24 protein-coding genes are annotated in these 23,758 nt (G+C 72.3%); 13 read left to right on the forward strand and 11 right to left on the reverse strand.

Features of this window, described 5'->3' with window-relative positions; genetic code table 11:
- Positions 1–22: 22 nt before the first annotated feature.
- Both AB0878_RS46760 and AB0878_RS46765 read right to left on the reverse strand, forming a co-directional pair.
- Positions 23–832, reverse strand: a complete 810-nt coding sequence (locus AB0878_RS46760) for a DNA-formamidopyrimidine glycosylase family protein (protein ID WP_366589479.1) — start codon at positions 830–832, stop codon at positions 23–25.
- Between the two features lie 105 nt (positions 833–937).
- Entirely contained in the window at positions 938–1,066 is a 129-nt protein-coding gene (locus tag AB0878_RS46765; RefSeq protein WP_354870323.1) for a hypothetical protein, read from the reverse strand.
- Between the two features lie 217 nt (positions 1,067–1,283).
- On the opposite strand from AB0878_RS46765, the gene AB0878_RS46770 reads away from it, so the two are divergent.
- From AB0878_RS46770 to AB0878_RS46805, 8 genes are all read left to right on the forward strand, one after another.
- Positions 1,284–2,684, forward strand: a complete 1,401-nt coding sequence (locus AB0878_RS46770; protein ID WP_366589482.1) for an FAD-dependent oxidoreductase — start codon at positions 1,284–1,286, stop codon at positions 2,682–2,684.
- A gap of 164 nt (positions 2,685–2,848) precedes the next feature.
- On the forward strand, positions 2,849–4,084 hold the full coding sequence (locus AB0878_RS46775) for a beta-propeller fold lactonase family protein (protein ID WP_366589485.1): 1,236 nt from the start codon (positions 2,849–2,851) through the stop codon (positions 4,082–4,084).
- Positions 4,085–4,138: 54 nt separating this feature from the next.
- A complete protein-coding gene (locus AB0878_RS46780; RefSeq protein WP_366589545.1) occupies positions 4,139–4,441 on the forward strand; it encodes an urease subunit gamma in 303 nt (100 codons plus the stop codon).
- 9 nt (positions 4,442–4,450) lie between these two features.
- The gene (locus AB0878_RS46785; RefSeq protein WP_366589487.1) at positions 4,451–4,831 is read left to right on the forward strand and encodes an urease subunit beta; all 381 of its coding nucleotides are present in this window, start codon (positions 4,451–4,453) and stop codon (positions 4,829–4,831) included.
- Positions 4,828–6,546 carry an urease subunit alpha gene (gene ureC, locus AB0878_RS46790; RefSeq protein WP_366589489.1) on the forward strand — a complete coding sequence of 573 codons (1,719 nt, stop codon included), beginning with the start codon at positions 4,828–4,830 and terminating at the stop codon, positions 6,544–6,546. The genes AB0878_RS46785 and ureC overlap by 4 nt, the downstream gene beginning before the upstream one ends.
- 1 nt (position 6,547) lies before the next feature.
- Complete coding sequence (locus tag AB0878_RS46795; RefSeq protein ID WP_366589491.1) at positions 6,548–7,294, forward strand: urease accessory UreF family protein; 747 nt, start codon at positions 6,548–6,550, stop codon at positions 7,292–7,294.
- Positions 7,295–7,305: 11 nt separating this feature from the next.
- Positions 7,306–8,004 (forward strand): urease accessory protein UreG, encoded by a 699-nt coding sequence (gene ureG, locus AB0878_RS46800; protein WP_366589493.1) that lies wholly within the window; start codon positions 7,306–7,308, stop codon positions 8,002–8,004.
- The gene (locus AB0878_RS46805) at positions 8,001–8,939 is read left to right on the forward strand and encodes an urease accessory protein UreD (RefSeq protein WP_366589496.1); all 939 of its coding nucleotides are present in this window, start codon (positions 8,001–8,003) and stop codon (positions 8,937–8,939) included. The genes ureG and AB0878_RS46805 overlap by 4 nt, the downstream gene beginning before the upstream one ends.
- 2 nt (positions 8,940–8,941) lie before the next feature.
- Here AB0878_RS46805 and AB0878_RS46810 read toward each other — a convergent pair whose 3' ends face one another.
- From AB0878_RS46810 to AB0878_RS46830, 5 genes are read right to left on the reverse strand one after another with little or no spacing between them, the layout of a single operon-like run.
- Positions 8,942–11,587 (reverse strand): AAA family ATPase, encoded by a 2,646-nt coding sequence (locus AB0878_RS46810; RefSeq protein WP_366589498.1) that lies wholly within the window; start codon positions 11,585–11,587, stop codon positions 8,942–8,944.
- A complete protein-coding gene (locus tag AB0878_RS46815) occupies positions 11,584–11,745 on the reverse strand; it encodes a hypothetical protein (RefSeq protein WP_366589500.1) in 162 nt (53 codons plus the stop codon). The genes AB0878_RS46810 and AB0878_RS46815 overlap by 4 nt, the downstream gene beginning before the upstream one ends.
- Positions 11,742–11,912 (reverse strand): hypothetical protein, encoded by a 171-nt coding sequence (locus tag AB0878_RS46820; protein ID WP_366589503.1) that lies wholly within the window; start codon positions 11,910–11,912, stop codon positions 11,742–11,744. The genes AB0878_RS46815 and AB0878_RS46820 overlap by 4 nt, the downstream gene beginning before the upstream one ends.
- Positions 11,909–12,040 (reverse strand): hypothetical protein, encoded by a 132-nt coding sequence (locus AB0878_RS46825; protein WP_366589505.1) that lies wholly within the window; start codon positions 12,038–12,040, stop codon positions 11,909–11,911. The genes AB0878_RS46820 and AB0878_RS46825 overlap by 4 nt, the downstream gene beginning before the upstream one ends.
- Positions 12,037–14,514, reverse strand: a complete 2,478-nt coding sequence (locus AB0878_RS46830) for a LuxR C-terminal-related transcriptional regulator (protein WP_366589508.1) — start codon at positions 14,512–14,514, stop codon at positions 12,037–12,039. Before AB0878_RS46830 ends, AB0878_RS46825 begins: the two co-directional genes overlap by 4 nt.
- Before the next feature lie 202 nt (positions 14,515–14,716).
- Here AB0878_RS46830 and AB0878_RS46835 point away from each other — a divergent pair, with 202 nt between their 5' ends.
- Positions 14,717–17,416, forward strand: coding sequence for an AAA family ATPase (locus AB0878_RS46835; RefSeq protein WP_366589510.1), 2,700 nt, complete (start codon positions 14,717–14,719; stop codon positions 17,414–17,416).
- On the opposite strand, the gene AB0878_RS46840 is transcribed toward AB0878_RS46835, so the two are convergent.
- Genes AB0878_RS46840 through AB0878_RS46850 form a run of 3 tightly spaced genes read right to left on the reverse strand, consistent with a single transcriptional unit; the run spans position 17,407 to position 18,988 of the window.
- Entirely contained in the window at positions 17,407–17,667 is a 261-nt protein-coding gene (locus tag AB0878_RS46840; protein WP_366589512.1) for a DUF6510 family protein, read from the reverse strand. The genes AB0878_RS46835 and AB0878_RS46840 overlap by 10 nt on opposite strands.
- On the reverse strand, positions 17,664–18,416 hold the full coding sequence (locus AB0878_RS46845; protein ID WP_366589515.1) for a ferredoxin reductase: 753 nt from the start codon (positions 18,414–18,416) through the stop codon (positions 17,664–17,666). The genes AB0878_RS46840 and AB0878_RS46845 overlap by 4 nt, the downstream gene beginning before the upstream one ends.
- Complete coding sequence (locus AB0878_RS46850) at positions 18,386–18,988, reverse strand: sulfite oxidase-like oxidoreductase (protein ID WP_366589517.1); 603 nt, start codon at positions 18,986–18,988, stop codon at positions 18,386–18,388. Before AB0878_RS46850 ends, AB0878_RS46845 begins: the two co-directional genes overlap by 31 nt.
- Before the next feature lie 206 nt (positions 18,989–19,194).
- Between AB0878_RS46850 and AB0878_RS46855 the strand changes: the two genes are divergently transcribed.
- Positions 19,195–19,461 (forward strand): hypothetical protein, encoded by a 267-nt coding sequence (locus AB0878_RS46855; RefSeq protein WP_366589520.1) that lies wholly within the window; start codon positions 19,195–19,197, stop codon positions 19,459–19,461.
- 48 nt (positions 19,462–19,509) lie between these two features.
- On the opposite strand, the gene AB0878_RS46860 is transcribed toward AB0878_RS46855, so the two are convergent.
- Positions 19,510–20,412, reverse strand: a complete 903-nt coding sequence (locus AB0878_RS46860; RefSeq protein ID WP_366589522.1) for a LysR family transcriptional regulator — start codon at positions 20,410–20,412, stop codon at positions 19,510–19,512.
- 76 nt (positions 20,413–20,488) lie between these two features.
- Between AB0878_RS46860 and AB0878_RS46865 the strand changes: the two genes are divergently transcribed.
- From AB0878_RS46865 to AB0878_RS46875, 3 genes are all read left to right on the forward strand, one after another.
- Entirely contained in the window at positions 20,489–21,565 is a 1,077-nt protein-coding gene (locus AB0878_RS46865; protein ID WP_366589525.1) for a pyridoxal-phosphate dependent enzyme, read from the forward strand.
- A gap of 204 nt (positions 21,566–21,769) precedes the next feature.
- Positions 21,770–23,125 carry an MFS transporter gene (locus AB0878_RS46870; protein WP_366589527.1) on the forward strand — a complete coding sequence of 452 codons (1,356 nt, stop codon included), beginning with the start codon at positions 21,770–21,772 and terminating at the stop codon, positions 23,123–23,125.
- A 72-nt stretch (positions 23,126–23,197) separates the two neighbouring features.
- Positions 23,198–23,755, forward strand: a complete 558-nt coding sequence (locus AB0878_RS46875) for a flavoprotein (RefSeq protein WP_366589529.1) — start codon at positions 23,198–23,200, stop codon at positions 23,753–23,755.
- Positions 23,756–23,758: the final 3 nt, after the last annotated feature.

Consider the following 23,758-nt stretch of genomic DNA (forward strand, 5'->3'; position numbering starts at 1 on the left):
GGGATCAGTGGCGTCGGTGGGGTCAGCGGGGGAGCTGCTGCTCCGCGCTGCACCACCAGCTCGTGCGCCCGCCGACCTTGCCGCGGGCCATGGGCGCGTGGTCGCGCGGGCACTGTGCGCCGGGTTTGCGGTAGGGGATCACCGTGAGGGTGTGGACGCCGCCGTGGTCGAGGGCGGCGGTGACGGAGCTGCGGGTGGCGCGCAGAAGGCGGTCGACGGCCGGACGGTCGAGCTCGTCGACGCGGTGGGCCGGGTGCACGCGGGCGCGCCAGAGGATCTCGTCGGCGAGAAGGTTGCCGATGCCGGCCAGCGCGTGCTGGTCGAGCAGCCGCGCCTTGATGGGGGCGGTGCCCTTGGTGACGGCGGTGCGGAACTCTGCGGGCGTCACCGCGGCGGCGTCCGGGCCGAGCAGCTCGATGTGCGGATCGAGCGTGATGCGGCCGAGGCGGCGCGGGTCGACGAGCATCATCAGCCCGCCGTCGTCGAAGGTGAGGGCGAAGCGCGACCACCGGTAGTCACCCTGCACGCGGCGGCCTTCCCAGTAGTCGCCGCCGTCGATCTCGGTGCCGTCGGCGTCGGCGATCACGATCTTGCCGGACATTCCGAGGTGCACGCCGAGCGCGGGCCCGTCGTCGCCCGTGTCGCACCACAGCGACTTGCCCCGCCGGTGCGCGGCCACCAGCCGGCGCCCCAGCAGCGCCTCGCGGATCTCTCCGGGCGCGTGGGGCCGGCACACGTAGGAATCGGTGTCGTCGACGTCGACGATCAACCGGCCGAGCGCGGCCCGGTCGATCACCGATCGGGCCGACTCGACCTCGGGCAGTTCGGGCACGGGCGACTCCGCGGCTGGAGGGTGGACACGACGGCAATCATTGTCACCGACGCGACGCGATCCGGGCCGGTGACCCGCGAGCCCACGCGGATCACCGGCCGTGCGTCACTGGCAGGCTTCGCAGTCCGGGTCGTCGATGCGGCACGAGGCGCCGTCGGTGAGCTCGAAGTCGAAGTCGTCGAGCACGGGCACGGGCAGGGCCTCGGCCGTCTCGGACGCGGTGGAAGCAGTCATGTCTCTCCCTCGGGTCGGAACAGGTTTCTCCCTTCTGTAGCGCCGAAGATCGTCCGGCATTCCGTGACCCGGACCACAACCCGCGTCAGAACCGTGAAAACCCCGCGGCCCACCGGGGTCGCCGGCTCGGGTGTTCCTCGATGCGACCACGCGGCGGCCCGGGGCAGGGTCGGGCCGTACCGCGTTGTCCACACTCGTGCGCAAAGGGCCTTCAAACATGGAAACCGTCGAGAATTCGCTCCAGGCCGACCTCCTCGTGGTCGGCTTCGGCAAGGGCGGCAAGATCGCCGCCGGTACCATGGCCCGGCTCGGGAAGCGGGTCATCGTCGTCGAGCAGTCGCCCGAGATGTACGGCGGCACCTGCCCGAACGTGGGCTGCGTGCCCACCAAGGCGCTGGTGCACCGGTCCCGCAACCGCCGCCCGTCCGATCCGCCGCAGGAGTGGTACGAGCGGGCCGTGGGAGAGGTGCACGCGATCACGTCGCTGTTCCGCAAGGGCAACTTCGACGGGATGGACGGCCTCGAAACCGCGTCCGTCCTCACCGGGCACGCGGAGTTCACCGGCCCGGACACCGTCCTCGTCGAGACCGCCGACGGCCCCGTCACCGTCCGGGCCGAGCACATCCTCATCAACACCGGCTCGACGCCGGTGATCCCCGACCTGCCGGGCCTGCGGGACAGCAAGTACCTGGTCACCAGCACCGACCTCATCCACCGCACGGAGCTGCCGAAGCGGCTGGCGATCGTCGGCGGCGGCTACCTCGGTATCGAGTTCGCCGCCATCTACCGCCGGTTCGGCTCCGAGGTCACGCTCTTCGAGTCGACGGCGCGCATCCTCGACCACCTCGACGACGACGTGCAGGCCGTGGCCGAGAAGATCCTCGTCGACGAGGGCATCGAGATCGTCACCGGCGCCAACGTCACGGGCGTCGAGGACGCCGACGGAGAGGCGATCGTGTCGTACATGCACGACGGCCGCGAGCGCACCCTGGCCGTGGACGCGGTGCTGGCCGCCGCCGGCCGCAAGCCGGCGACCGAGGGCCTCGGTCTGGCCGCGGCGGGCGTCCGCGTGACCGCGCGGGGCGCGGTGGAGGTCGACGAGTACCTGCGCACGAGCCGGCCGCACATCTTCGCCCTCGGCGACGTCAACGGCGGGCCGCAGTTCACCTACGTCTCCCTCGACGACAGCCGCATCGTGCTGGACCAGCTGCGCGGCGAGGGCAAGCGCACCACGACCGACCGCGTCGCCGTACCGCGGACGCTGTTCATGACGCCGCCGCTGGCGATGGTCGGCCTCACCGAGCGCGAGGCGCGGGAGGCGGGCCACCGGATCAAGGTATCGAGTCAGCCGGTCGCGGAGATCATCGCGATGCCGCGCGCCTACGTCGTGGACGAGACGCGCGGCGTGATGAAGTTCGTGATCGACCTCGACACCGACGAGATCCTCGGCGCCTCGCTGCTGAGCGTCGACGCGCAGGAGCTGATCAACACCGTGGCGATGGCGATGCGCTACGGCATCAAGGCCGCGCAGCTGGGTGAGGCGATCTACACGCACCCGTCGTCGACGGAGGCGTTCAACGACGTGATCGCCACCGTGGTCCGCAGCGACGAGCAGTAGCCGTCCCAAGGCGAAAAGCCCCATACCGTCCACAAAGGATGGTGTGGGGCTTTTGTTTTCCTGCCACCCCAGCGAACTGGGGGTCCGGGCCGGGGTGCACCCGGACGCGACGCGGGCGCCGCGCGGGCAGGCTCTGAGTCGACGACCGGAAACGGAGAACCCACATGCCACCTACGCTGGCCGCCGGCCACCTCTACCTCCAGACCAACGAGGTCAAGAACGCGATCATCCACTACTCCCGAGGGGCCGACGGCGCCCTCACCGAGGTGGAGCGCGTGCCCACCGGAGGCGGCGGGTCCGGTGTGTACAAACCGATCAGCGGCCAGGAGAGCGCGCCGAACGCCTTCGAGGCGGCCGGCAGCGTGATCCTCACGGCGGACAAGCAGTTCCTCTTCGCCACCAACGGCGGCGACAACTCCGTGTCCAGCTTCTCCGTCGGCGGCGACGGCAAGCTGACGCTGCTCGACGTGAAGCGCACCGGCAACATCGTGGCCGGCCGCAGCGGCACCGCGAAGTCGCTGGCGTTTTCACCGGCCACCAGCACGCTGTACGTGCTGCACTCCTTCGGCCCGGACCACGTGCGCCTGATGACCGTGGACCCCGAGGGCAAGCTCACCTCGCGGCCCGAGGGCTACACCGTGAACACGCCGGACAAGCCGCTGCGCGTGTCCACGATGGTCGTGCTCTCGCCGGACGAGCGCTTCCTCGTCGTCGGCACCACGTTCGACCAGCCGGCGGCGGCCAACCCGGACGGTTCGCCGATCCTGTGGGCCGACCAGCCCGACGGCTCGAAGAAGTCCGTCGCGTCCAACGCGCCCGACCCCGACGGCATCATCGTCTTCCCGCTGCAGCACGACGGTTCGCTGGGCGAGGGCATGTTCCAGGACGGCGGCGGCGGTTCGCCGTTCTACCCCGCGTTCCTGCACCACCGCCCGGACCACTTCGTGATCGGCTACGCCGTGGCCGACGGCATCGCGCTGGCCAAGCTCGACGACCGCGGCCAGATCGGCACCGGCCCGGTCGTGAAGATCGACACCAGCGCCGGCCTGCCCTCGGAGCTGTGCTGGCTCGCGGTCTCGCCCGATGACAAGTGGGTGTTCGCCACGAACTTCGGCTACAGCAACATCTCCAGCTTCCGCATCGACGGCGACGTCGTCTCACTGGTGCACGACAACGCGTGCCCGAAGGTCCCCGGTGACGGCACCTTCCGCGCGCTCAACGGCACCGTCAGCAGCGGCCCGAGCGACAACTGGCTCTCCCCGGACGGCACGCACCTGTACCAGATCTACGCCAACGCCTCGAAGCTCGTGGGCTACGCGGTGCAGTCCGACGGCTCGCTCGCCGAGGTCACCGCCGCGGAGATCCCGTACAACAGCCCGCAGGGCCTGGCCGGGTTCTGAGCCGTGACGGCGGGCGAGGCCGGTCAGGCGCGCATCGAGGCGACGCTGTCGTCGCTGATGCTCAGCCCCCGGGAAATCGAGAAGCTGGTGATCTACCAGGTGGCCGAGCTGGCTCGGCGGCGCAAGGACCGCGGTCTGAGGCTGAACTTCCCGGAGTCGATCGCGCTGATCACCGAGGCGCTGCTGGAGGCGGCCCGGGACGGCCGGTCGGTGGCGGAGGTGACCGAGCTGGGCAAGCAGGTGCTCACGCGTGAGGACGTGCTGCCCGGCGTGCCGGAGATGGTGAACGTGGTGCAGGTCGAGGCCACGTTCCGCACGGGCACGCAGCTCGTGGCCGTGGCCGACCCGATTCCGTAGGAGCACACGATGATCCCAGGCGAGTGGCTGCTGGCCGACGAGCCGATCGAGCTCAACGCCGGCCGGCGCACCGCGCGCCTGCCGGTGCGCAACACCGGTGACCGGCCGATCCAGGTCGGGTCGCACTTCCACTTCTTCGAGGTGAACCGGGTGCTGGACTTCGACCGCCCGGCGACGCTGGGCATGCGGCTCAACGTGCCGTCGGGGCAGTCGCTCCGCTTCGAGCCCGGCGACGAACGCGACGTCGAGCTCGTGGAATTCGGCGGCGCCGGGCGGGTGGTCGGGTTCAGCGGCCTGCTCGACGGCGGTTTCGCCCTTCGCGGTGCGGCGGCCCGGGCCCAGGCGCGGGCCGCCGAGCGCGGGTTCACGGGAACGGGGGAACAGGCGTGACCACGGTTTCGCGGCGGCACTACGCGTCGCTCTACGGTCCGACGGCGGGCGACCGCTTCCGGCTGGCCGACACCGACCTGCTCGCCCGTGTGGAGCGCAGCCTCATCCTCCCGGGCGAGGAGGCGATCTACGGCGGCGGGAAGTCCATTCGCGACGGCATGGCGCAGGCTCCCGGCGTGCGCAACGCCGACGGCGCCCTGGATCTTGTGATCACCTCGGTGATCGTGATGGACGCCGTGCTCGGCATCCTGAAGGCGGACATCGGGGTCAAGGACGGGCTGATCGCCGGCATCGGCCAGGCGGGCAACCCGTCTGTGCAGGACGGGGTCTCGCCCGGGCTGGTCATCGGCCCGGGCACGGAGGTGATCTCCGGCGAGGGCCTCGTCGCCACCGCCGGGGCCATCGACACCCACGTGCACTTCCTGACGCCGGCCCAGATCCCGCACGCGCTCTCCAGCGGTGTCACCACGCTGCTGGGCGGCGGGACCGGGCCCGCCGACGGGTCCAAGGGCACGACCTGCACGCCGGGGCCCTGGAACCTGGCCCGGATGTTCGAGGCGACGGCCGCGCTGCCGGTCAACGTCGGCCTGATGGGCAAGGGCAACAGTAGCCGTCCGGAAGGCCTGCGCGAGCAAGTGGAGGCCGGCGCCTGCGGACTGAAGGTCCACGAAGACTGGGGTGCCACCCCGGCGGCGCTCGACTGCGCGCTGTCGGTCGCCGACGAGTACGACGTGCAGGTGGCGCTGCACGCCGACACCCTCAACGAATCCGGCTACCTGGCCGACACGCTCGACGCCATCGACGGCCGGACGATCCACAGTTACCACACCGAGGGGGCCGGCGGCGGGCACGCGCCGGACATGATGGCGATCGCCTCGCTGCCCAACGTGCTGCCGTCCTCGACCAACCCGACGCGGCCGTACACCACGGACACGACGGACAACCTGTTCTACATGACGATCGTGACGCACCACCTCAACCCCGACAACCCCGAGGACGTCGCGTTCGCGCAGTCGCGGATCCGCGCCGAGACCGAGGCGGCCGAGGACGTGCTGCACGACCGCGGCGTGCTCAGCATGTACTCCTCGGACGCGCAGGCCATGGGGCGCATCGGGGACACCGTCACGACGTGCTGGCGCACCGCGGACAAGATGAAGAAGCTCACCGGCAGCCTGCCCGGGGAGACTGCGGGCGACGACAACCAGCGGATCCTGCGGTACCTGGCGAAGCTCACGATCAACCCGGCGCTCACGCACGGCATCGGCCACGTCGTGGGCTCGCTGGAGCCGGGCAAGCTGGCCGACATAGTGCTGTGGCCGACCAACACCTTCGGCGTCAAACCCAAGTACGTGCTCAAGGGCGGGTTCGTCGCCTGGTCGGTGATGGGTGACGCCAACGCATCCATCCCGACGCCGGAACCGGTGCTGCTGCAGCCGATGTTCGCCGGGCTAGGCAAGGCGGTGGGGCGGACGTCGATCACGTTCGTGTCGCAGGCGGCGCACGAGAGCGGGCTGTTCGAGCGCCTCGGGATCGACCGGCGGACCGAGGCCGTGCGCGGCTGCCGGACGGTGGGCAAGGCCCAGATGGTGCGCAACGAGCTGACGCCCGACATCGCGGTGGACCCCGAGACCTACCAGGTCACTGTGGACGGTGAGCCGGCCGTGGTGCCCGCGGTCGACGAGGTCGCCATGGCGCAGCTGTACTACATCGTGTGAAGTGCGGGATCCGCTGATGCCGCCGTACCTCGGGGGAGCCGACCGGCTCACGGGCTTCCTGTCCGTGCTGCAGCTGAGCGATTCGGCGTTCCCGAGTGGCCGCTACACGCTGTCCTACGGCCTGGAAACCCTCGTGCAGTCGGGTTTCCTGGCCACGCCGAGCGACCCGCGGGTGCTCTCGGCGCTGCTGCGGGACCAGCTGCTGCTCGGGGTGGCGCCGTCGGACGGGGTGGCCCTGGCGTGCGCGCACCGCGCCACGGCGTCGGAGGACTCGCTCGACCTCGAGTGCGTGACCGAAGCCGACGAACGGCTGACCGCGGTGAAGCTGCCACGGGAGGCGCGGGAGACGTCCACGCGCACGGGGCGGGCGTTGCTGCGGATCGCGAAGTCGGTCTTCCCGACGAAAGCTTTGCTGCACTACGCCGGCTGTGTCGCGAAAGGACGGTCGCCCGGCAACCACGCGGTGGTGCTGGGAATCCTCAGCGCGTCGGTGGGCGTGCCCCGGCTGGAGGCGGTGACGGGGGAGCTGTTCGCGTTCTCCGCGGCCTGGGTGGCGGCCGGCGTTCGCCTGGCCGTCACCGACCACAGCACCGCCCAGGCCGTGCTGCACGACGTGCGGGCCATCACGGCCGAAGCGGCGATGTGCGCCGTGGACAAGGACCCCGACGCCATCACGAGCTGCACGCCGCTGCTCGACGTGGCGGCGATGCGGCACGAGGAAACGCAATTGCGGCTGTTCGCCAGCTGAGGAAGGAAACCATGCAGGCCCACACGCATACGCATGACCACCCGCACTCCCACGCGGAGTTCTCCGCCGGGCGCACCCCCGGCGTCGCCCGCATCGGCATCGGCGGCCCGGTCGGGTCGGGCAAGACGGCGCTGATCGAAGCGTTGGTGCCGATGCTGATCGCGGCCGGCCACCGTCCGCTGGTCGTCACCAACGACATCTTCACCAGCGAAGACGCCCTGCACGTGCGGCGCACCCTGGCCGGCGTGCTCGCGCCGGAGCGGGTCGTCGGCGTGGAGACGGGTTCGTGCCCGCACACCGCGGTGCGCGACGACCCGACCATGAACCTCGACGCCGTCGCCGAGCTCACCGACCGCTACCCCGACGCGGACGTGGTCCTCGTCGAGTCGGGCGGCGACAACCTGACGCTGACGTTCAGCGCCGCGCTGGCCGACTACTTCGTCTTCGTGATCGACGTGGCGCAGGGCGACAAGATCCCGCGCAAGCGCGGCCCCGGCGTGACCCACTCCGACCTGCTGGTGATCAACAAGGTCGACCTGGCGGACCTCGTCCGGTCCGACCTGTCGGTGATGGACCGCGACGCGGGTGCGGTGCGCGAAGGCCGTCCGTTCGTGTTCACCAACTGCTTCACCGGCGAAGGACTCGACGAGGTCACCGGTCGCGTCCGCGAGGTGATCGGTCGGTTCGTGCCCGCCGCCGAAGCGGGATGACCCGGCGCGACGACCCGGCCTGGTGCACGCCGGCGCGCCTGCCCGAGGAGCTGCTCGGCTTCGACGGGTCGATCCGCGACGGCCTCGGCGTCGGGGCGCCCGGCAAGCTGGGCGTGCTCGACCTCGCGCTCGCCCCGCGCGGCGGCACCACCCGGGTCGTCCGGCAGTACCAGCGCGCACCGCTGCACATCTACCGCCCGATCCACCTCGACCCGCGCCGGCCGGACATGGCGTTCGTGTTCCTGCAGCAGCAGGGCGACGGCTTCGTGCAGGGCGACCGCTACCGCATCGACGTCGACTGCGCTCCCGGTTCGGCCGTCCACCTCACGACGCAGGCGTCCACCAAGGTCTTCGGCGCGCGCGACAACTACGCGACGCAGCTGGTGAACCTGACCGTCGGCGCCGGTGCGGTCCTGGAGTACCTGCCCGACCCGGTCGTCCCGTTCCGCGGTTCGCGCCTGTTCCAGCGCACGGCCGTGACGATCGCGCCCGGCGCGACGGTGATCCTCGGCGAGGTGCTTCTCCCGGGCCGGGTGGCGCGGGGCGAGGCCCACGTCTACGACCTGTACTGGGCCGAGCTGGAAGCCCGTGCTCCCGACGGCACGCTGCTGTTCGCCGACACCCTGCGCCTGCGCCCGGGCGGTGCCGGCGACCCGGGCTCACCCGCGACGCTGGGCGGGTACCAGGTCGTGGCGAGCCTGTACGTGGTATCGGACCGGATGCCGCCGGCCGAGCTCGTGGCCGCGCTGCGCGAGGCCCTGGCCGAGGTGCCGGACGTCCTCGCCGGGGTCTCCGAGCTGCCCGCCGCCTGCGGCGCCGGCGTGCGGCTGCTGGGTCACACCTCCCGGTCCGTCCAGGCCGCGCTGCACGCAGCCTGGGACCGCGCCCGCCTCGGCGTGCTCGGTGCGCCCGCCCCCGACCTGCGCAAGGGCTGAGCTCACTCGGCGGCGCGGGCGGCCAGGACCAGGTGCAGCTCGGTGCGCGTGGTGATCGACAGCTTGGTGAACACCTTGTGCAGGTGGTACTCGACCGTGCGCGGGCTGATGGACAGGGCGGTCGCGATCTCGGGGTTGGAGCGGCCGTCGCGGGCGAGCGAGGCGATGCGGCGCTCCTGCGGCGTCAGGTGAGAGCTGGTTTCCGGTACCCGGCGGCGCGCACGTTCGCCGGTCGCGAGGAGCTCACGCATCGCGCGGGCCGCGAATGCCTCGGCGCGCATGGCGACGAACGCCTCGTGGGCGGCGCGCAGGGGGCCGCGCGCGTCGACGCGCCGGCCGCGGCGGCGGAGCCACTCGCCGTAGAGCAGGCGGGCGCGGGCCAGGTGCGGGGTGATGCGCGAGCGGCCCAAGCGGTCGATGGCTTCCGTGTACAGGTCTTCCGCCGCTTGGCCTTCGCGCAGCAGCGCGCGCGAACGGGCGTCGACGCCGAGCGCCCATTCGGTGCCGCTGAGGCAGGCGCGTTCGGAGAGACGGTCGGCCGCCGCCGTCGCCGTGGTCAGGTCGCCGGAGCGCACGGCGCCTTCGACGAGTTCGGCGAGGGACCAGCCTTGGAGCTCGATGCCGTCGCGGTCGAGGACGTCGCGGGTCGCGTCGGCGGCCTCGCCGTACGCGGTCAGGCCGTTGCGGAGCACGGCGGTGGCGTAGCGGGCCGTCGTCAGCGCCATGCCGCCGTTTTCGAAGCAGGACTCGGCGAACGCCGGCAGCTCGTGCCCGCGCCACGCGGCCAGCACGCAGGCGGCGTGCGGGAATGCCGGGGTGCCGGTGAGCCGCGTGAGGGCTTCCGCCTCGGCCACCAGCGCTTCCGCGGCAGCGAACTGTCCGAAGTGGACTTCGGCGAGGGCGCGGTGGGTGAGGACGTACGGCAGGATCGTGCGCGCGCCGGTTTCGCGGGCGCTGGCGAGCTCGGCCCGGGTGAGGTCGTGCCAGGTGTCGTCGTCCCACAGGTCCGGCGCGACGAGGCAGGCCAGCAGCCGGGAGCGGGCGTCGTTCTCGTGGTCGTTGTCGAGGGTCTTCAACGCGAGCTTGAGCGGCTCGACCGCGGCCGCGTAGCCGGCGGTGCAGCGTTGCGCGACGCCTTCGAGCAGCCGGTCGGAGCCCGTCGGCCGGTGCGTGGCCAGGCGCGCGAGCACGGCGTGGACGACGTCGATGTGGCCGGTGAAGATCGCCGCGCCCAGCGCTTCGAGGTACGCGGGCCGCGCGAGGCGGGGTTCGCACAGCTCCAGGTCCTGGGCCGACGTCAGCAGCCGGCCGACCGCCGGCCCGCCGCGGCCGGAGTCGAACGCCATGCGGGCGCGCACCCGGTTCGCCCGCCCCCGCGCGGCGGTGCCGGGGGAACCCAGCTCCGCGACGGCGAGCAGCCGGACCGCCGCGTCGACCGCGCCGGCCGCGTGGTGCGCGTCGGCCGCCGCGACGGCCCGCTCGGCGCGCAGCCGCGGGTCGGCGGTGTGCAGCGCCGCGTGCTCCAGGAAGGCGGCCGCGGCGGGGAGCCCGCCCCGGCGTCCGGCCTCGTCGGCGAGGCGGGCCAGCGACTCGGCGAGGGCCTCGGCCGGCTCGACCGTGGCGTGCGCGAGGTGCCACGCGCGCCGGTCGGGTTCGAGCCGCGGATCGGTCGCCAGGGCCAGGGCGCCGTGCACCAGGCGACGCTCCGCACCGGACGCGAGGCCGTAAACGCACTGGCGCAGGCGGGGTTCACGGAAGGCGACCCACGCGCCGAACGAGACGAGGCCGGCCGCTTCGAGCGGTCCGGCCGCGTCCGGCCCGATCGCGAGCCGGGCGGCCGCCGCCCACAGCCGGACCGGCTCGCCGAGCGGTTCGGCGGAGGCGAGGACGAGCAGGAGCCTGGCCTCAGGTGTCAACGTTGTCGCCACGGCGGCGGTTTCCGGGCAGAACAAGGGAACCACGCCGTATCCGCCGGCGAGGCCGCCCGCCGGGCGGACAGCGTCGAGCAGCAGCCGCGGGTTCCCCCCGGCTTCGGCCACGACGCGATCGCGCACGGCCTCGTCGAGCGGCGCGCCGAGCGCGGACTCGAGAAGCGCGCGCGACTCGGCGTGACACAGCGGCGCGAGGCTCAACCCCGGCAGGTCGCCGAACCGCTCACCGCGCTCCGCGAACACCACCGCGACGCGCGCTCGCCCGAGCCGCCGCGCGGCGGCCGCGAGCACGAAGGCCGACGATTCGTCCAGCCACTGCGCGTCGTCGACCACACACAGCACCGGCCGCTCCTCGGCCGCCAGCACCAGCAACTCCACCACGGCGACACACACGGGGAGCGGCCCGGGCGCGACACCCGCGCGGAGCCCGACGGCTCGTTCCAGCACCTCGCGCCGGTGCTCGTGCAGCCGGACCAGCTCCGCGGGCAGCGCCGAACACAGCAGGTGCAACGCCGCATACGGCAGGCCCGCCTCGGCGGCGATCCCGCGCACGGTCAGCACCCGATGCTCGGTGGCGGCGTTGGTGAGGTCGGTGAGCAGGGCCGTTTTGCCGAGCCCGGCGGCGCCGCGGACCACGATTGTGCCGCCGGTGGTGAGTAGTTCGCGTAGCTGGGTGCGTTCGGCGTCGCGTCCGGTGAGGGGGAGGGTTGTGTTCATCGTGACGTGGCCTCGGTTTCGTGCTGGTGCAGGCCGGCGGCGTCGGTGAACAGGGTCGTTTTGCTGAGCCCGGCGCTGCTGCGGACCTCGATTGCGCCGCTCGCGGTGGGCAGTTCGCGCAGTCGGGCGCGTCCGGTGAGGGGGAGGGTTGTGTTCATCGCGGGGCCGCCTCGGTTTCGTGCTGGTGCTCGGCGACGGTGTTGGTGAGTTCGGTGAGCAGGGTCGTTTTCCCGAGCCCGGCGGTGCCGCGTTGCGCGATTGCGCCGCCGCTGGTGGGCAGCGCGCGCAGTCGGGCGCGTCCGGCGAGGGGGAGGGTTGTGGTCATCGGGGCGCGACCTCGATTCCGTGCTGGTGCTCGGCGGTGCCGCGCAGCGCGATCGCGCCGCCGTCGGTCAGTAGTTCGCGATGCAGGGTGCGTTCGGGGTTGCGTCCGATGAGGAGGGTTGTGGTCATCGCGGGGCGGCCTCGATTCCCTGCCGGTGCTCGGTGAAGGCCAGGTGCAGTTCGGTGCGCGACGTGATGCGCAGCTTTGTGAAGACCTTGCGCAGGTGGTATTCGACCGTGCGGGGGCTGATGGACAGTGCGGCGCCGATCTGCGAGTTGGTGAGGCCGGCGCGGGCGAGAGCGGCGATGCGGGTTTCCTGCGGGGTCAGCGCCGAGGGGGTGGCCGAGGGGGCGTCGATCGCGAGCAGCGCGCGGTCGGCGAAGGCGGTGGCTCCGCTGCGGAGGAACTCGTTGTACGCGGCGCGCAGCGGGCGACCGGCTTCGTCGTGGCGACCTTGGCGGCGCAGCCATTCGCCGTAGCCGAGCCGGGTGCGGGCCAGGAGTGTGCGGATCTTCGTGCGGGCCAGCCGGTCGAGCGCTTCCAGGTACTGGCCTTCGGCCTCGGGGCCCTCGGCCAGCAGCGCACGTGAACGGGCCTGGGCACCGAGCGCCCAGTCCGTTCCGCAGCGGTCGGTGCGGTCGACGAGGATCCGGAGCGCGGTGTGCGCGACGTCTTGCCGGCCCGCGCCGGCGGCGGCTTCGACCAGTTCGACCAGCGCCCAGCCTGCCGTCGCCAGGTGGTCGCGGTCGACGACGCGCTGTGCGGCGGCGAGGGCCCGCGGGTGGTCGCCGGCGGCGTTGCCCGCCACCGCGGTGGCCAGGTCGGCGCAGGCGAGGACGAGTCCGTGGCCGGTGAAGCCACCCCGCTGACCGCGCCAGGCCGCGATCAGCGGGGTGGCGTGCGTCAGGGGTGCCTGGCCCAGCTTCGTGCTCATCGTGCGAGCCTCGTCGTCGAGTGCGGCCGCCCCGGTGAAATTGGCGGTGTGGACCGAAAACAGTGCCCGTCCGGTCAAGACGTCCGGCAGCGCACCGGGATCGGCCGCACCGCTCACCATCCGTTGCCACGCCTGGTCGTCCCACAACTCAGCGGCGACGAGCCCCGCGAGCCACGATGGCTGAGCGGTTTCGAGAGCCGCCGCCAGCGGCCCGATCGCGGCGTCGAAACCTCCGGTGCGACGCAGAAGCAGCCCGGCCGCAAGCTCGTCCCGCGGACTTGTTGGCACCGACGCGAAATCGACGCCGGTGAGGACGGCGGCGCCGACCGCGGCGAGGCACGCCCGGCTTGTCGCGCCCGGGCCGGTGGCACGAAGCAGGGCTTCGGCCGCGGCGGGCGTGCGGGTCGAGGTGAACGTGAGCCAGGCGCGCAGCCGAGCAGCTTCGGTTCTGTGCGCTGGGCCGACCATCGAGTCCAGCAACCGCAGCGCGTTGCCGGGCTGTCCGGCGTCGAGTTCGGCTGCCGCCGCGGCCAGGGTGCGTTCGGCGCGCAGAACCGGGTCCAAGGTGAGCGTGGCGGCACAGCGCAGGAACGCCGCCGCCGCACCGGGCCCGCCCCGGCGGCGAGCCGAGGCCACCTGCGCGACCAGGCCGTCGGCTGCTGCCGGATCCGGGCCGGTCACGGAGTGGGCGTGATGCCAAGCCTGGCGTTCGGCTGACGTGGCCGCCTCGGCCAGAGCCCGGTGGACCGCGCGGCGCGCCGAAGGCGTGGCCCGGTGATAAACCCAGCCGCGTACAGCCGGGTCGGAAAAGGTGACCCACTCGCCGAACGCGAGGACACCGTCCGGCGCGACCACCGGAATCCCCAGTCGCGCGGCGGCTCGCCACAGCACAGCCACGTCACCCGTCGGATCCGCCGCAGCCGCCAGCAAGAGGGTGCGGGCGTCGGGGTCCAGGCGCAGCATGCGTTCCCGGGTATCGGCGTCCGGATTCCCATCGGACAGCCCGAACCCGCCGGCCTGAGCAAGACCACGCGCGCCCGCACAGATCGCCCGCGGATTTCCCCGTGTCTCCGCGACGAACCGCTCGACCACGTCCTCGTCCACCGGCCCCAGCACCAGCGACTCGACCAACGCGCGAGCGCCGGCCCGGCACAACTCGGACACCACCAGCTCCGGCAAACCTTCCAGCACCCCGGCTCGGCCGCGCTCCGCGAACAGCAGCACCGCGCGTTTCCCTTCCACCCGCCGGGCCGCGAAAGCCAGCGCACGCGCCGAAGGCTCGTCCAGCCACTGGGCGTCGTCGACCACGCACAGCAGCGGCGCCGCCGCCGACACCAGGAACGTCGTGGCCACCCCGACCAGGAACGGATCGGAGTCCTCCGCGACCGCACGCAGCACCCGCGCGTGGTGCGGCAGCAGCTGCCCGAAGACCCCGTCGAGCGCGGCACACAACTGCCGCAGCCCCGCGTACGGCCGCGAGTCGGACGAGCGCACGTGGACCACCCGGCACCCGCGCGCTCGCGCGACGGCGTGCCGCAGCAGCGCCGTCTTCCCCGCACCCGGGGCGCCGCGCAGCACGAGCGCACCGCAGCCGTCTCGCACGAGCCGGTGGACTTCGGCGGCACGGCCGTGCAGAGTTACGGCACTGGCCGGGTTCGGGTCGGGCACGGCGTCGACGCTCGCGGGTCCCCGGCCGCTTCGAACCCGGGCTGCCCCGGGCCCGACCCCGGGACCCGGGCGAACCCGGGCGAACCGGGCGGCACCGGTGAACGCTGTGTACCCGGCGCCGGCCGGTGATCGGGTTATCCTGCGAACGCCCGCTGGTCGCCGTGACCGGAAGGGAAGAGCGAGCACACGGGCAGGTGGGTAAGTGCTGGACCGGCGCGCGGAACGCGAGACCCTCGACCGGCTGCTGGACTCGGTCCGCGCCGGCAAGAGCCAGGTGCTCGTGCTGCGCGGCGAGGCGGGCGTGGGGAAGACCGTGCTGCTGGACCACCTCGTCGGCCAGGCCGCCGGGATCCGCGTCGCGCGGGCCGGGGGCGTCCAGTCCGAAATGGAGCTCGCGTTCGCCGGCCTGCACCAGCTGTGCGCGCCGATGCTCGACGGCGCCGAAGCCCTCCCGGACCCGCAGCGGGTGGCGCTGCGCACCGCGTTCGGCCTGAGTCCCGGCCCCGCGCCCGACCGGTTCCTCGTCGGCCTGGCCGTGCTGGGGCTGCTGGCCGAGGCGGCGCGGGACCGGCCGTTGCTGTGCGTGATCGACGACGCCCAGTGGCTGGACAGCGCTTCGGCGCAAGCTCTCGCCTTCGTCGCCCGCCGGCTGGTCGCCGAGTCGGTCGCGCTCGTGTTCGCCGTGCGGGAACCCGCCGGGGCCACGGAGCTGACGGGCGTCGCGCAGCTCGTGGTCGAGGGGCTACCCGACGCGGCGGCACGCGACCTGCTCGACTCCGTGCTGCGCCTGCCGGCCGACAACCGCGTGCGCGACCGGATCGTCGCGGAGACCCGCGGCAACCCGCTGGCACTGGTGGAGCTTTCGCGCGGGCTGAGCCCGAAGGAGCTGGCCGAGGGGTTCTCCCTGGCCGGGGCGACCACGATCCCGCGCCGCATCGAGCAGCGCTACCAGGCGCGGCTGGCCCAGCTCGACGCCGACACCACGCGCCTGCTGCTGATCGCCGCTCTCGAACCGCAGGGCGACCCCGTGACGCTGTGGCGCGCGGCCGGGCTTCTCGACATCGGCGCCGCGGCCGCGGAACCCGCGCTGGCCGCCGGGCTGATCGAGATCGGCACCCACGTGCGCTTCCACCACCCGCTCGTGCGCTCGGCGATCTACCAGGCCGCGGCGCCGGGCGAACGGCGCCGGGCGCACTGGGCGCTCGCGCAGGTCACCGACCCCGAGACCGACCAGGACCGCCGTGCCTGGCACGCGGCCCAGGCCGCAGAAGCGCCGGCGGAGGAAGCGGCCGAGGAGCTCGGCCGGTCGGCGTGCCGGGCACAGTCCCGCGGCGGCATGGCGGCCGCCGCGGCGATGCTGGAACGCGCGGCCGAGCTGACGGCAGAGCCCCGGACCCGGGCCAAGCGCACGCTCGAGGCAGCCCACATCACGCACGTCGCCGGCTCGCCCGAGGAAGCGCTGCGGCTGCTGTCGATCGCCGAGGCGGGCCCCCTCGACCGGCTCGAGAAGGCGCAGGCGAACCTGTTGCGCGGCCGGATCTCGATGACCGTCAACCGCGGCCGCGAGGCGCCGCCGCTGCTGTTCGCCGCGGCCCGCCAGCTCGAGGAGCTGGACGTGCGGCTGGCCCGCGAGACCTACCTCGACGCGCTGCTGGCCGGGATGTTCGCCGGCGTGACCGACGCCGACCTGCGTGAGGTGGCCGAAGCCGCCCGCGCCGCACCGCGGTCGCCGCAGCCGCCCGGCCCCGCGGATCTGCTCCTCGACGGTCTGGCGATCCGGTTCACCGACGGCTTCGCGCCCTCGCTGCCGATGCTGCGGCGGGCGTTGAGCGCGTTCCGCACGCCCGAGCTTTCGCTGAAAGAACTGCACTGGCTGTGGCTGGCCCACATCATGGCCGGGAACATGTGGGACGAGCAGACCCTCGACACCGCGCGGCACCTGCAGCTCGCGCGCGACAAGGGCGCGCTCAACACGTTGCCGCTCGCGCTCGCGTCGCACATCGGCGCCCACGTCTATGCGGGCGACCTGGTCACCGCGGCGCACCTGCGCGACGAGCTCGCCGAGGTGTCGCGCGCGACCGGCATCCCGGCGGCGACGTACGGGACGCTGCTGCTGGCCGCGTGGCGCGGCCGCGAGGACGAGGCCCGCGACGTGATCGCCCGCACCGAAGCCGAGGCGGTGCGGCGCGGCGAAGGGTTCGGGCTGCTGATCGTCGGCTCGGCCCGGGCGGTGCTGTGCAACAGCCTCGGCTTCTACGCGGAAGCGCTGGCTTCGAGCGAAGACGCGCGGCAGCGGCCGCCGGTGATGGGCGTGGAACCGTGGCTCGCGCTGGTGGAGCTGATCGAAGCCGCCACCCGGCTCGGCGAAACCGCGGCCGCAGAGGACGCGTTCGCCAAGCTCGTGGTGACCACCCGCGCCAGCGGCACCGATTGGGCGCTGGGCGTCGAGGCCCGCTCACGCGCGTTGCTGGCCACCGGCGAAGACGCCGAGAGCGCTTACCGCGAGGCCGTGGAACGCCTTTCCCGCACCCGCATCCGGGGCGAGTGCGCGCGGGCGCGCCTGCTGTACGGCGAATGGCTGCGCCGCCGGCGCCGTCGGGCCGACGCGCGGGAACCACTGCGCACCGCCCATGACATGTTCACCGAGATGGGCATGGAGGCGTTCGCCGAACGCGCGGGCCGCGAGCTGCGCGCTACCGGCGGCACCGCGCGCAAGCGTTCCGTCGAGACCGGCACGGAGCTCACCCCGCAGGAGGCCCAGATCGTGCGGATGGTGCGCGAGGGGCTGTCCAACGCGGAGATCGGCGCGCGGCTGTTCCTCAGCCCGCGCACGGTGGAATGGCACCTGGGCCGGATCTACGACAAGCTCAACGTCACGTCCCGGCGCGGGCTTCAGACCTGAGCGGGCTCCTCCAGCGCCGCGAAGCCCGACACGTCCACGCAGGAGATGCCGCGTTTCTCCACGATGACCATCAGGACCGCGTCGCAGTGCCCGCAGCGGGCCACCACGCCCGGCGCGTCGCGGTAGACCCGCAACTGCGCCAGGACTTCGGTCGCGCCGCAGGACGCGCAGGTTCCGCTGGCCGTGGTCATCTCGCCGCCGAACACCGCGTTGAGGGTGCCGGCGATGGCGTTGCCGTCGAAGGTCGTCATGGTGTCCCCGTTCCGCCGAAGCGTTCGGTCCGGATCCGCTCGGGCCGGTGGCCGAGGTCGACGAGCGTGTTCGCCACGGTCTCGACGAACCCGGTCGGCCCGCACACGTAGACCAGCGGTTCCCGGGCGGGCGGCAGGCCGGTCCGCGTGAGGAAGTCCCGGTCGATCCGCCCGCGCTCGCCCGGCCAGGCGCCCGGGTTTTCGCGAGTGAGTGTGACGCGGATGTCGATCCCGCCGCTTCCCCCGAGCCGGGTGAACTCGTCGGCGTAGATCAGGGTTTCCCGCGACCGCGCCGAATACAGCAGCCGCATCGGCACCGTGGCGCCCGCCGCGGCGTGGTGGCGCAGCATCGAGCGGAACGGCACCACACCGGAGCCGCCCGCGACGAGCAGCACCGGACTGTCGCACGTGGACTCCCACACGAAGTGCCCGCCGACGGGGCCGCGCAGCTCCACCTCGTCGCCGATCCGCAGCTCGTCGACGAGGTAGGGCGAGACCTCGCCGTCGTCGAGCCGCTCGACCGTGAGCACCACGGTGGGATCCTCGGGCGCCGAGGCGATCGAGTAGCTGCGCTCGGCCTGGTAACCGTCTTCGGCGGTGAGGCGGACATCGACGTGCTGGCCCGCGCGGTGGCCCGGCCAGTCCGGCAGGTCGAACGCGATGCTGCGGGTGTTCGAGGTCTCCGCGACGAGGCCGGTCACCGTGGCCTGCTGCCAGGTCAGTCGCCCGCGTACCGCTGTTCCCGCCATGGGTCTCCGTAGTCGTGGTAGCCGTAGCGCTCCCAGAAGCCGGGTTCGTTCCGCTCGCGCAGATCGAGGCCCCGCACCCACTTGGCGCTCTTCCAGAAGTAGAGGTGGGGCACGAGCAACCGCACCGGGCCACCGTGTTCGGGCTCCAGCGGGGCGCCGCCGAACTCGTAGACCAGCCAGGCCTTGCCGCCGGTCAGGTCGGCCAGTGGCAAGTTCGTGGTGTAACCGCCTTCGCTGAACGCGACCGCGTATCCCGCCTGGGTTTCCACGCCGTCGAGCAGAGTGTCGAGAGAGACGCCGGCCCACGAGGTGTCCAGCTTCGTCCACTTCGTGACGCAGTGGATGTCCACGGTGATCGACTCGGCCGGCAGCGCGCGCATCGCGTCCCACGTCCAGGTGACGGGGCGCTTCGCCGCGCCGCGCACGGTGAACGTCCACTCGCCCGAGACCACCTTCGGCGTCGGCCCGGCGGACAGCACCGGGAACCCCGGCGTCACGTACTGGCCCGGCGGCACCCGCGCCGGGTCGACTTCCGTGTGGCGTGTGCGGTGGAAGTTGCGGGTGAACGCCATCAGGTGCACCTCCCGTGCCCGGCTGCTCCGGGTTTCGTGCCGTGGAGCGTTTCCCGCCCGGGCTGCGGTTCGCGTCGGGGAACTCCCGCGTCGTCCCACCGGCCCGGGTACGACCGGGGTCGCACGCCCGGGCTCCTACCGATGCGACCGCGGCCCGTGCCGGGGCACCCTGGCGGACCAGGGAGCAGTCGGGGAGGAGTGAAGGGGTGACCGGCACGATCGGCTCACGGGCCGGCCTGCGGGTGGTGGTCACGGGGGTGCTCGAGGTCCGCGCGGCGCAAGACGGGCGGCTCGACCTGGCCGTCGTCCTCGACGGCTCGGGGGACTGCGTCGCGCTCGAGTTCCCCACGGACCACACCGCGCTGACCCGGGCCAGCATCCTGCGCCCGGTGATCGCCTCCGGCCGGCTGCGCCAGTGCGGGAAGCGGTGGATCCTGGACGTGGAGTGGCTGCGTCCGGCACGCGTGCGCTGACCGCTGGCCGGGCGTGCAGGACGACCGCCGTGGACGACGGCCACCTGTTCAGAGTTCGGTTGCGGCTTCCCGCAAGTACGCCTCGAGCCGTCTGATCGGCGCGGTCACTCCCCGGGTGTCGAGCCGGCAGGTGTAGAGGCGACGGACGAGGGTGGGCTGCCGCATCGGGAGTGCCACCACGCTAGGGGGAGCGTCCAGCAGCAACAACCGCGGCAGCAGCGCGACGCCGAGGCCTGCCGCCACGAGATTGAGCGCGGTCCGGAAGTCCATGCCGTCGAAGTCCAGCCGGTGTCCGCTTCCCCGGGCGCCGGCGACGGGTGACGTTGCCAGGTCGCGGAAGTCGACCGCGGTGTTGATCCACGCGTCCGACGGCAGGTCGGCCGGGGTGACCCGGTCGGCTCCGGCCAGGGGATGACCGGCGGGAAGGACGACCATGATCGGATCGTCCACGAGGTGCTCCTGCCTGAGCCCGGCCGGCGCCGGCTCGGGCGCGTGCTCGTAGTCGAAGGTGATGGCCAGGTCGATCTCACCCCGGAACAGCAGCGCGTGCGTTTCGCGCTGCTCGAGTTCGCGGAGCGTGATGTGCACCGCCGGACGGCTCGCACGCAGGCGGGCGAGCGCGGGAGGGACGATCGAGGCGGCCGCGGAGATGAACGCGCCGAGCCGCACCTCGCCGACCGTTCCCTCCGCCAGCGCCGCGAGTTCGGTGGCAGCGTGGCTCATCGACGCGCTGATGGCGGCCTCGGTATCGAGCAGGACTTTCCCGGCCTCGGTCGCCCGGACGGGACGCCGGACCACGACTCGCGCACCGATCCGTCGTTCCAGTTCCGCGACCTGCTGCGAGACCGCGGACTGGGTGTAGCCCAGCTCGTCGGCGGCCGCCGCGAACGAGCCGAGCCGCACGACGGTCGCCAGGGTCACCAGATGCCGCGGATCGAACAGCCAAGACATGAAAATAAGAGTAGCTTATCGGCCGAACAGATATCATCGTTTGTGCTAATCCCCAGTCGTGGTTGACGCTGGACGCATGGATTTCACGCACTTCGACACCACCATCGACAAGCTCCCCCGACGCCGCGTCGGGTTCTACCCCACTCCGTTCCACGCCTTGCCCAACCTGTCCGCGGCGTACGGCATCAACTTCTTCCTGAAACGCGAGGACCTGGCCGGCCCCAGCGCGATCAGCGGAAGCAAGCTGCGCCTGGCCGAGTTCATTCTCGGGCGCGCCCTCGAAGACGGGGTGACGCACGTGATCACCCAGGGCGCGTACCTGACCAACTCGGGGCTTCAGTTCGCCGCCGCCTGCCTGAGCGCAAAAATCACGCCGATCCTGGTCCTGACGCGGAACGTGTCCCGGCAGGGTGAACTGCGCGAGTTCCGCGGCAACTACCTGCTCAACAAGACGATGGGAGTTGAAACCCACGTCATCAACGTCACCGGCAACGAATGGCACTCGCCGAAGGAGGCCGCGCGGATCACCGACGCCATCGCGGTGCGCAAGGCCGAACTCGAGGCGCAGGGGCACAAGGTTCTCGTCGTCGGAACCGGCGGGGCACACCCCGACGGCTTCATCGCGCACGCCTTGACCTTCCGGGAGATGCTCGAACAGTCCGGCGCCGCGGGGGTCGAGCTCGACTTCGTCTACCACACGATCGGTACCGGGACCGCGTTGCCGGGGATGCTGGCCGCCAAGCTGAGCCTCGGCCACCCGGTGAAGTTCCGGTCGATCTCCATCCAGAGGGTCAACGACGAAGACCGGGTGAACCCCGGCGTGATCGTCGAACGGACCAAGGCGGTTCTGGCCACCTTGGGCGCGCCCGTTCCCGACGACGCGACGATCCGCGCCGAGATCGACATCGACCAGCGCTTCATCGGCGAGGAGTACGCCGTCGCGTCCCCCGAAAGCACCGCGGCCATCCGCGAGCTGGCCCGAGCGGAGGGCGTCTTCGTCGGCCCCGTCTACACCGGCAAGGGGCTCGCGGGATTGCTCGACCACGCCCGCGGCGGGCGGATCCCCGCCGGCAGCAACGTGGCGTTCCTGCACACCGGGGACACCGGCAACCTGTTCGAAATCCCCCAGGTCGTCGGCCACATCGCCGACTGAGCCGTAGCGCCCGATGGTCTGGACCACGATGTTGTCGGACACGCCCTGGTCGTCGTCGTGCCGTTTCTCGCCTCGTGCCGGCGGGCCGAAACCGTGGGAAACCCGTGTCCCACCAGGGCAATGCGCCGTGAACCGGCAGACCTCGCCGATCCGGGAGACACTCGTACGCGGCCGCTGAACGGAGGGCGGCCGGAAGGTGGATCCATGGTGGAGGGCAAGGCCGGCGACGTCCAGGTCGTCGAGCCCGCGGTGATCAACCGGGCGGTCGGCGCGGCCGCGATCGGCAACATCACCGAGTGGTACGACTTCGGCGTCTACGGGTACCTGGCGACGACCATCCAGAAGGTGTTCTTCACGGACCTGCCGGCTTCGGCCGGGCAGATCGCGACGTTCGGGGTGTTCGCGGTCTCGTTCCTGATCCGCCCGTTCGGCGGGCTGATCTTCGGGCCGCTGGGGGACCGGATCGGGCGGAAGAAGGTCCTCTCGCTCACGGTCATCCTCATGGCGCTGGGCACGTTCGCCCTCGGCGTGATCCCGAGCTACGGCGCCATCGGCCTCGCCGCGCCCCTGCTCGTTCTGCTCGCCCGGCTGGTGCAGGGCATCTCGACCGGTGGCGAGTACGGCAACGCCATGACGTTCATCGCCGAGTACGCGCCGGACCGCCGGCGCGGGTTCTTCGGCAGCTGGCTGGAGTTCGGCACGCTGACCGGTTACGCGTTCGGCGCCACGATCGCGACCGTGCTCAGCGCGGTCCTGTCCGACCAGGCGTTGCTCACGTGGGGGTGGCGCATCCCGTTCCTGCTCGCGCTGCCGCTCGGCGCCGTCGGGCTGTACCTGCGGCAACGGCTGGAGGAGTCGCCCGCGTTCGCGCAGCTGCAGGAGAACGAGAAGCAGAACGAGCGCGTGCAGTCGCTGGGTGGCGAGCTGCGCGCGGTGTTCACGAAGTACTGGCCCGCGATGCTGCTGTGCGCCGGGCTCGTGCTGACGTGGAACGTCGCGAACTACATGCTCACCAGCTACATGCCGACCTACCTGACGGAAACGCTGCCCGAGCAGCACACCGGCGTCGGCAAGACGGCGTCGGAGATCCTGCAGATCGTGGTGCTCGTGCTGCTGATGGTGGTGATCACGTTCGTCGGGCGGCTCTCGGACAAGGTGGGCCGGCGGCCGGTGATCCTGGCCGGCTGCCTCGGGCTCGTGGTGCTGTCGCTGCCCGCCGTGCTGCTGGTCCGCGCGGGCGGCAGCACCTCGACGTTCTTCGGCCTGCTGGTGATGGGACTCGTGCTGGTGCTGTTCTCGGCGATCCTGCCGTCGACGCTGCCGGCGCTGTTCCCGACGAACGTCCGCGCCGGCGGGCTGTCGATCGCGTTCAACCTTTCGGTGTCCCTGTTCGGCGGCACCACGGCGACGGTGATGAGCGCGCTCGTCTCGGGCACGGGAGACCTCAACTGGCCGGCGTACTACCTGATGATCGCCGGCGTGATCGGCGGCATCTGCGTGTTCTTCATGCGGGAGTCGGCGCGCAAGCCCCTGCCGGGATCGCCGGCACGGGAGGGCTGACTGGCGCGAGGCGTCACTCGTCCGGGCACACTCGGTCACGCCCGAACCGCGCCGATGGGCCATGGTGGTCGCATGGACAACACTTTCGAAGGCCGCCTGCTCGTCGGGGCGACCGGTTCGGCCGCGGTCGCGACGCTGCCGATGTACCTCGGCGCGCTGCGGACGGTCCTGCGCGGCCCGATCACCGTGCTCATGACGCACACCGCCGCGACTTTCCTGCCCGCGCACACCGTCGGCCTGTTCGCCGACCGCGTGGTGACCGGCGAGGACGCGGCGACGTGGCCGGCCGAGAACCACGCGACGCTCGCGGCCGGGCACGACCTCACGGTGATCCTCCCGGCCAGCGCGCACACGCTCTCGACGGTCGCCGCCGGTGCCGCGCCGAACATGCTGGCCACGACCGTGCTGGCGACCACGCACCCCGTCGCGTTCTTCCCGGTGATGACGGGGGAGATGTGGGCGAAGGCCGCGGTGCAGCGCAACGTCGCCCAGCTGCGCGAAGACGGCTACCACGTGTACGACCCGGCATCCGGCCCGCGCTACGACGTGGCGGCCGGCGCGTTCGTCGAGAGCCCGCAGCCCCCGCCGCCGCCCCGGTTCCTGGAGATCGTGCGCGAGCTGATGGGCTGAGCC

Origin of the sequence: Amycolatopsis sp. NPDC047767 (assembly GCF_040704195.1) — a bacterium.
Lineage (GTDB): Bacteria > Actinomycetota > Actinomycetes > Mycobacteriales > Pseudonocardiaceae > Amycolatopsis.

Bases quoted from the DNA above. Each gene is read 5' to 3' on its own strand.
- AB0878_RS46840 (WP_366589512.1), bottom strand. From the start codon at position 17,667: ATGACGACCTTCGACGGCAACGCCATCGCCGGCACCCTCAACGCGGTG.
- AB0878_RS46870 (WP_366589527.1), top strand. From the start codon at position 21,770: ATGGTGGAGGGCAAGGCCGGCGACGTCCAGGTCGTCGAGCCCGCGGTG.
- AB0878_RS46845 (WP_366589515.1), bottom strand. From the start codon at position 18,416: ATGGCGGGAACAGCGGTACGCGGGCGACTGACCTGGCAGCAGGCCACG.
- AB0878_RS46785 (WP_366589487.1), top strand. From the start codon at position 4,451: ATGATCCCAGGCGAGTGGCTGCTGGCCGACGAGCCGATCGAGCTCAAC.
- AB0878_RS46815 (WP_366589500.1), bottom strand. From the start codon at position 11,745: ATGAACACAACCCTCCCCCTCACCGGACGCGCCCGACTGCGCGAACTG.
- AB0878_RS46805 (WP_366589496.1), top strand. From the start codon at position 8,001: ATGACCCGGCGCGACGACCCGGCCTGGTGCACGCCGGCGCGCCTGCCC.
- AB0878_RS46875 (WP_366589529.1), top strand. From the start codon at position 23,198: ATGGACAACACTTTCGAAGGCCGCCTGCTCGTCGGGGCGACCGGTTCG.
- AB0878_RS46850 (WP_366589517.1), bottom strand. From the start codon at position 18,988: ATGGCGTTCACCCGCAACTTCCACCGCACACGCCACACGGAAGTCGAC.
- ureG (WP_366589493.1), top strand. From the start codon at position 7,306: ATGCAGGCCCACACGCATACGCATGACCACCCGCACTCCCACGCGGAG.
- AB0878_RS46860 (WP_366589522.1), bottom strand. From the start codon at position 20,412: ATGTCTTGGCTGTTCGATCCGCGGCATCTGGTGACCCTGGCGACCGTC.
- AB0878_RS46820 (WP_366589503.1), bottom strand. From the start codon at position 11,912: ATGACCACAACCCTCCCCCTCGCCGGACGCGCCCGACTGCGCGCGCTG.
- AB0878_RS46765 (WP_354870323.1), bottom strand. From the start codon at position 1,066: ATGACTGCTTCCACCGCGTCCGAGACGGCCGAGGCCCTGCCCGTGCCC.
- AB0878_RS46775 (WP_366589485.1), top strand. From the start codon at position 2,849: ATGCCACCTACGCTGGCCGCCGGCCACCTCTACCTCCAGACCAACGAG.
- AB0878_RS46825 (WP_366589505.1), bottom strand. From the start codon at position 12,040: ATGACCACAACCCTCCTCATCGGACGCAACCCCGAACGCACCCTGCAT.
- AB0878_RS46810 (WP_366589498.1), bottom strand. From the start codon at position 11,587: ATGAACACAACCCTCCCCCTCACCGGACGCGACGCCGAACGCACCCAG.
- AB0878_RS46770 (WP_366589482.1), top strand. From the start codon at position 1,284: ATGGAAACCGTCGAGAATTCGCTCCAGGCCGACCTCCTCGTGGTCGGC.
- AB0878_RS46865 (WP_366589525.1), top strand. From the start codon at position 20,489: ATGGATTTCACGCACTTCGACACCACCATCGACAAGCTCCCCCGACGC.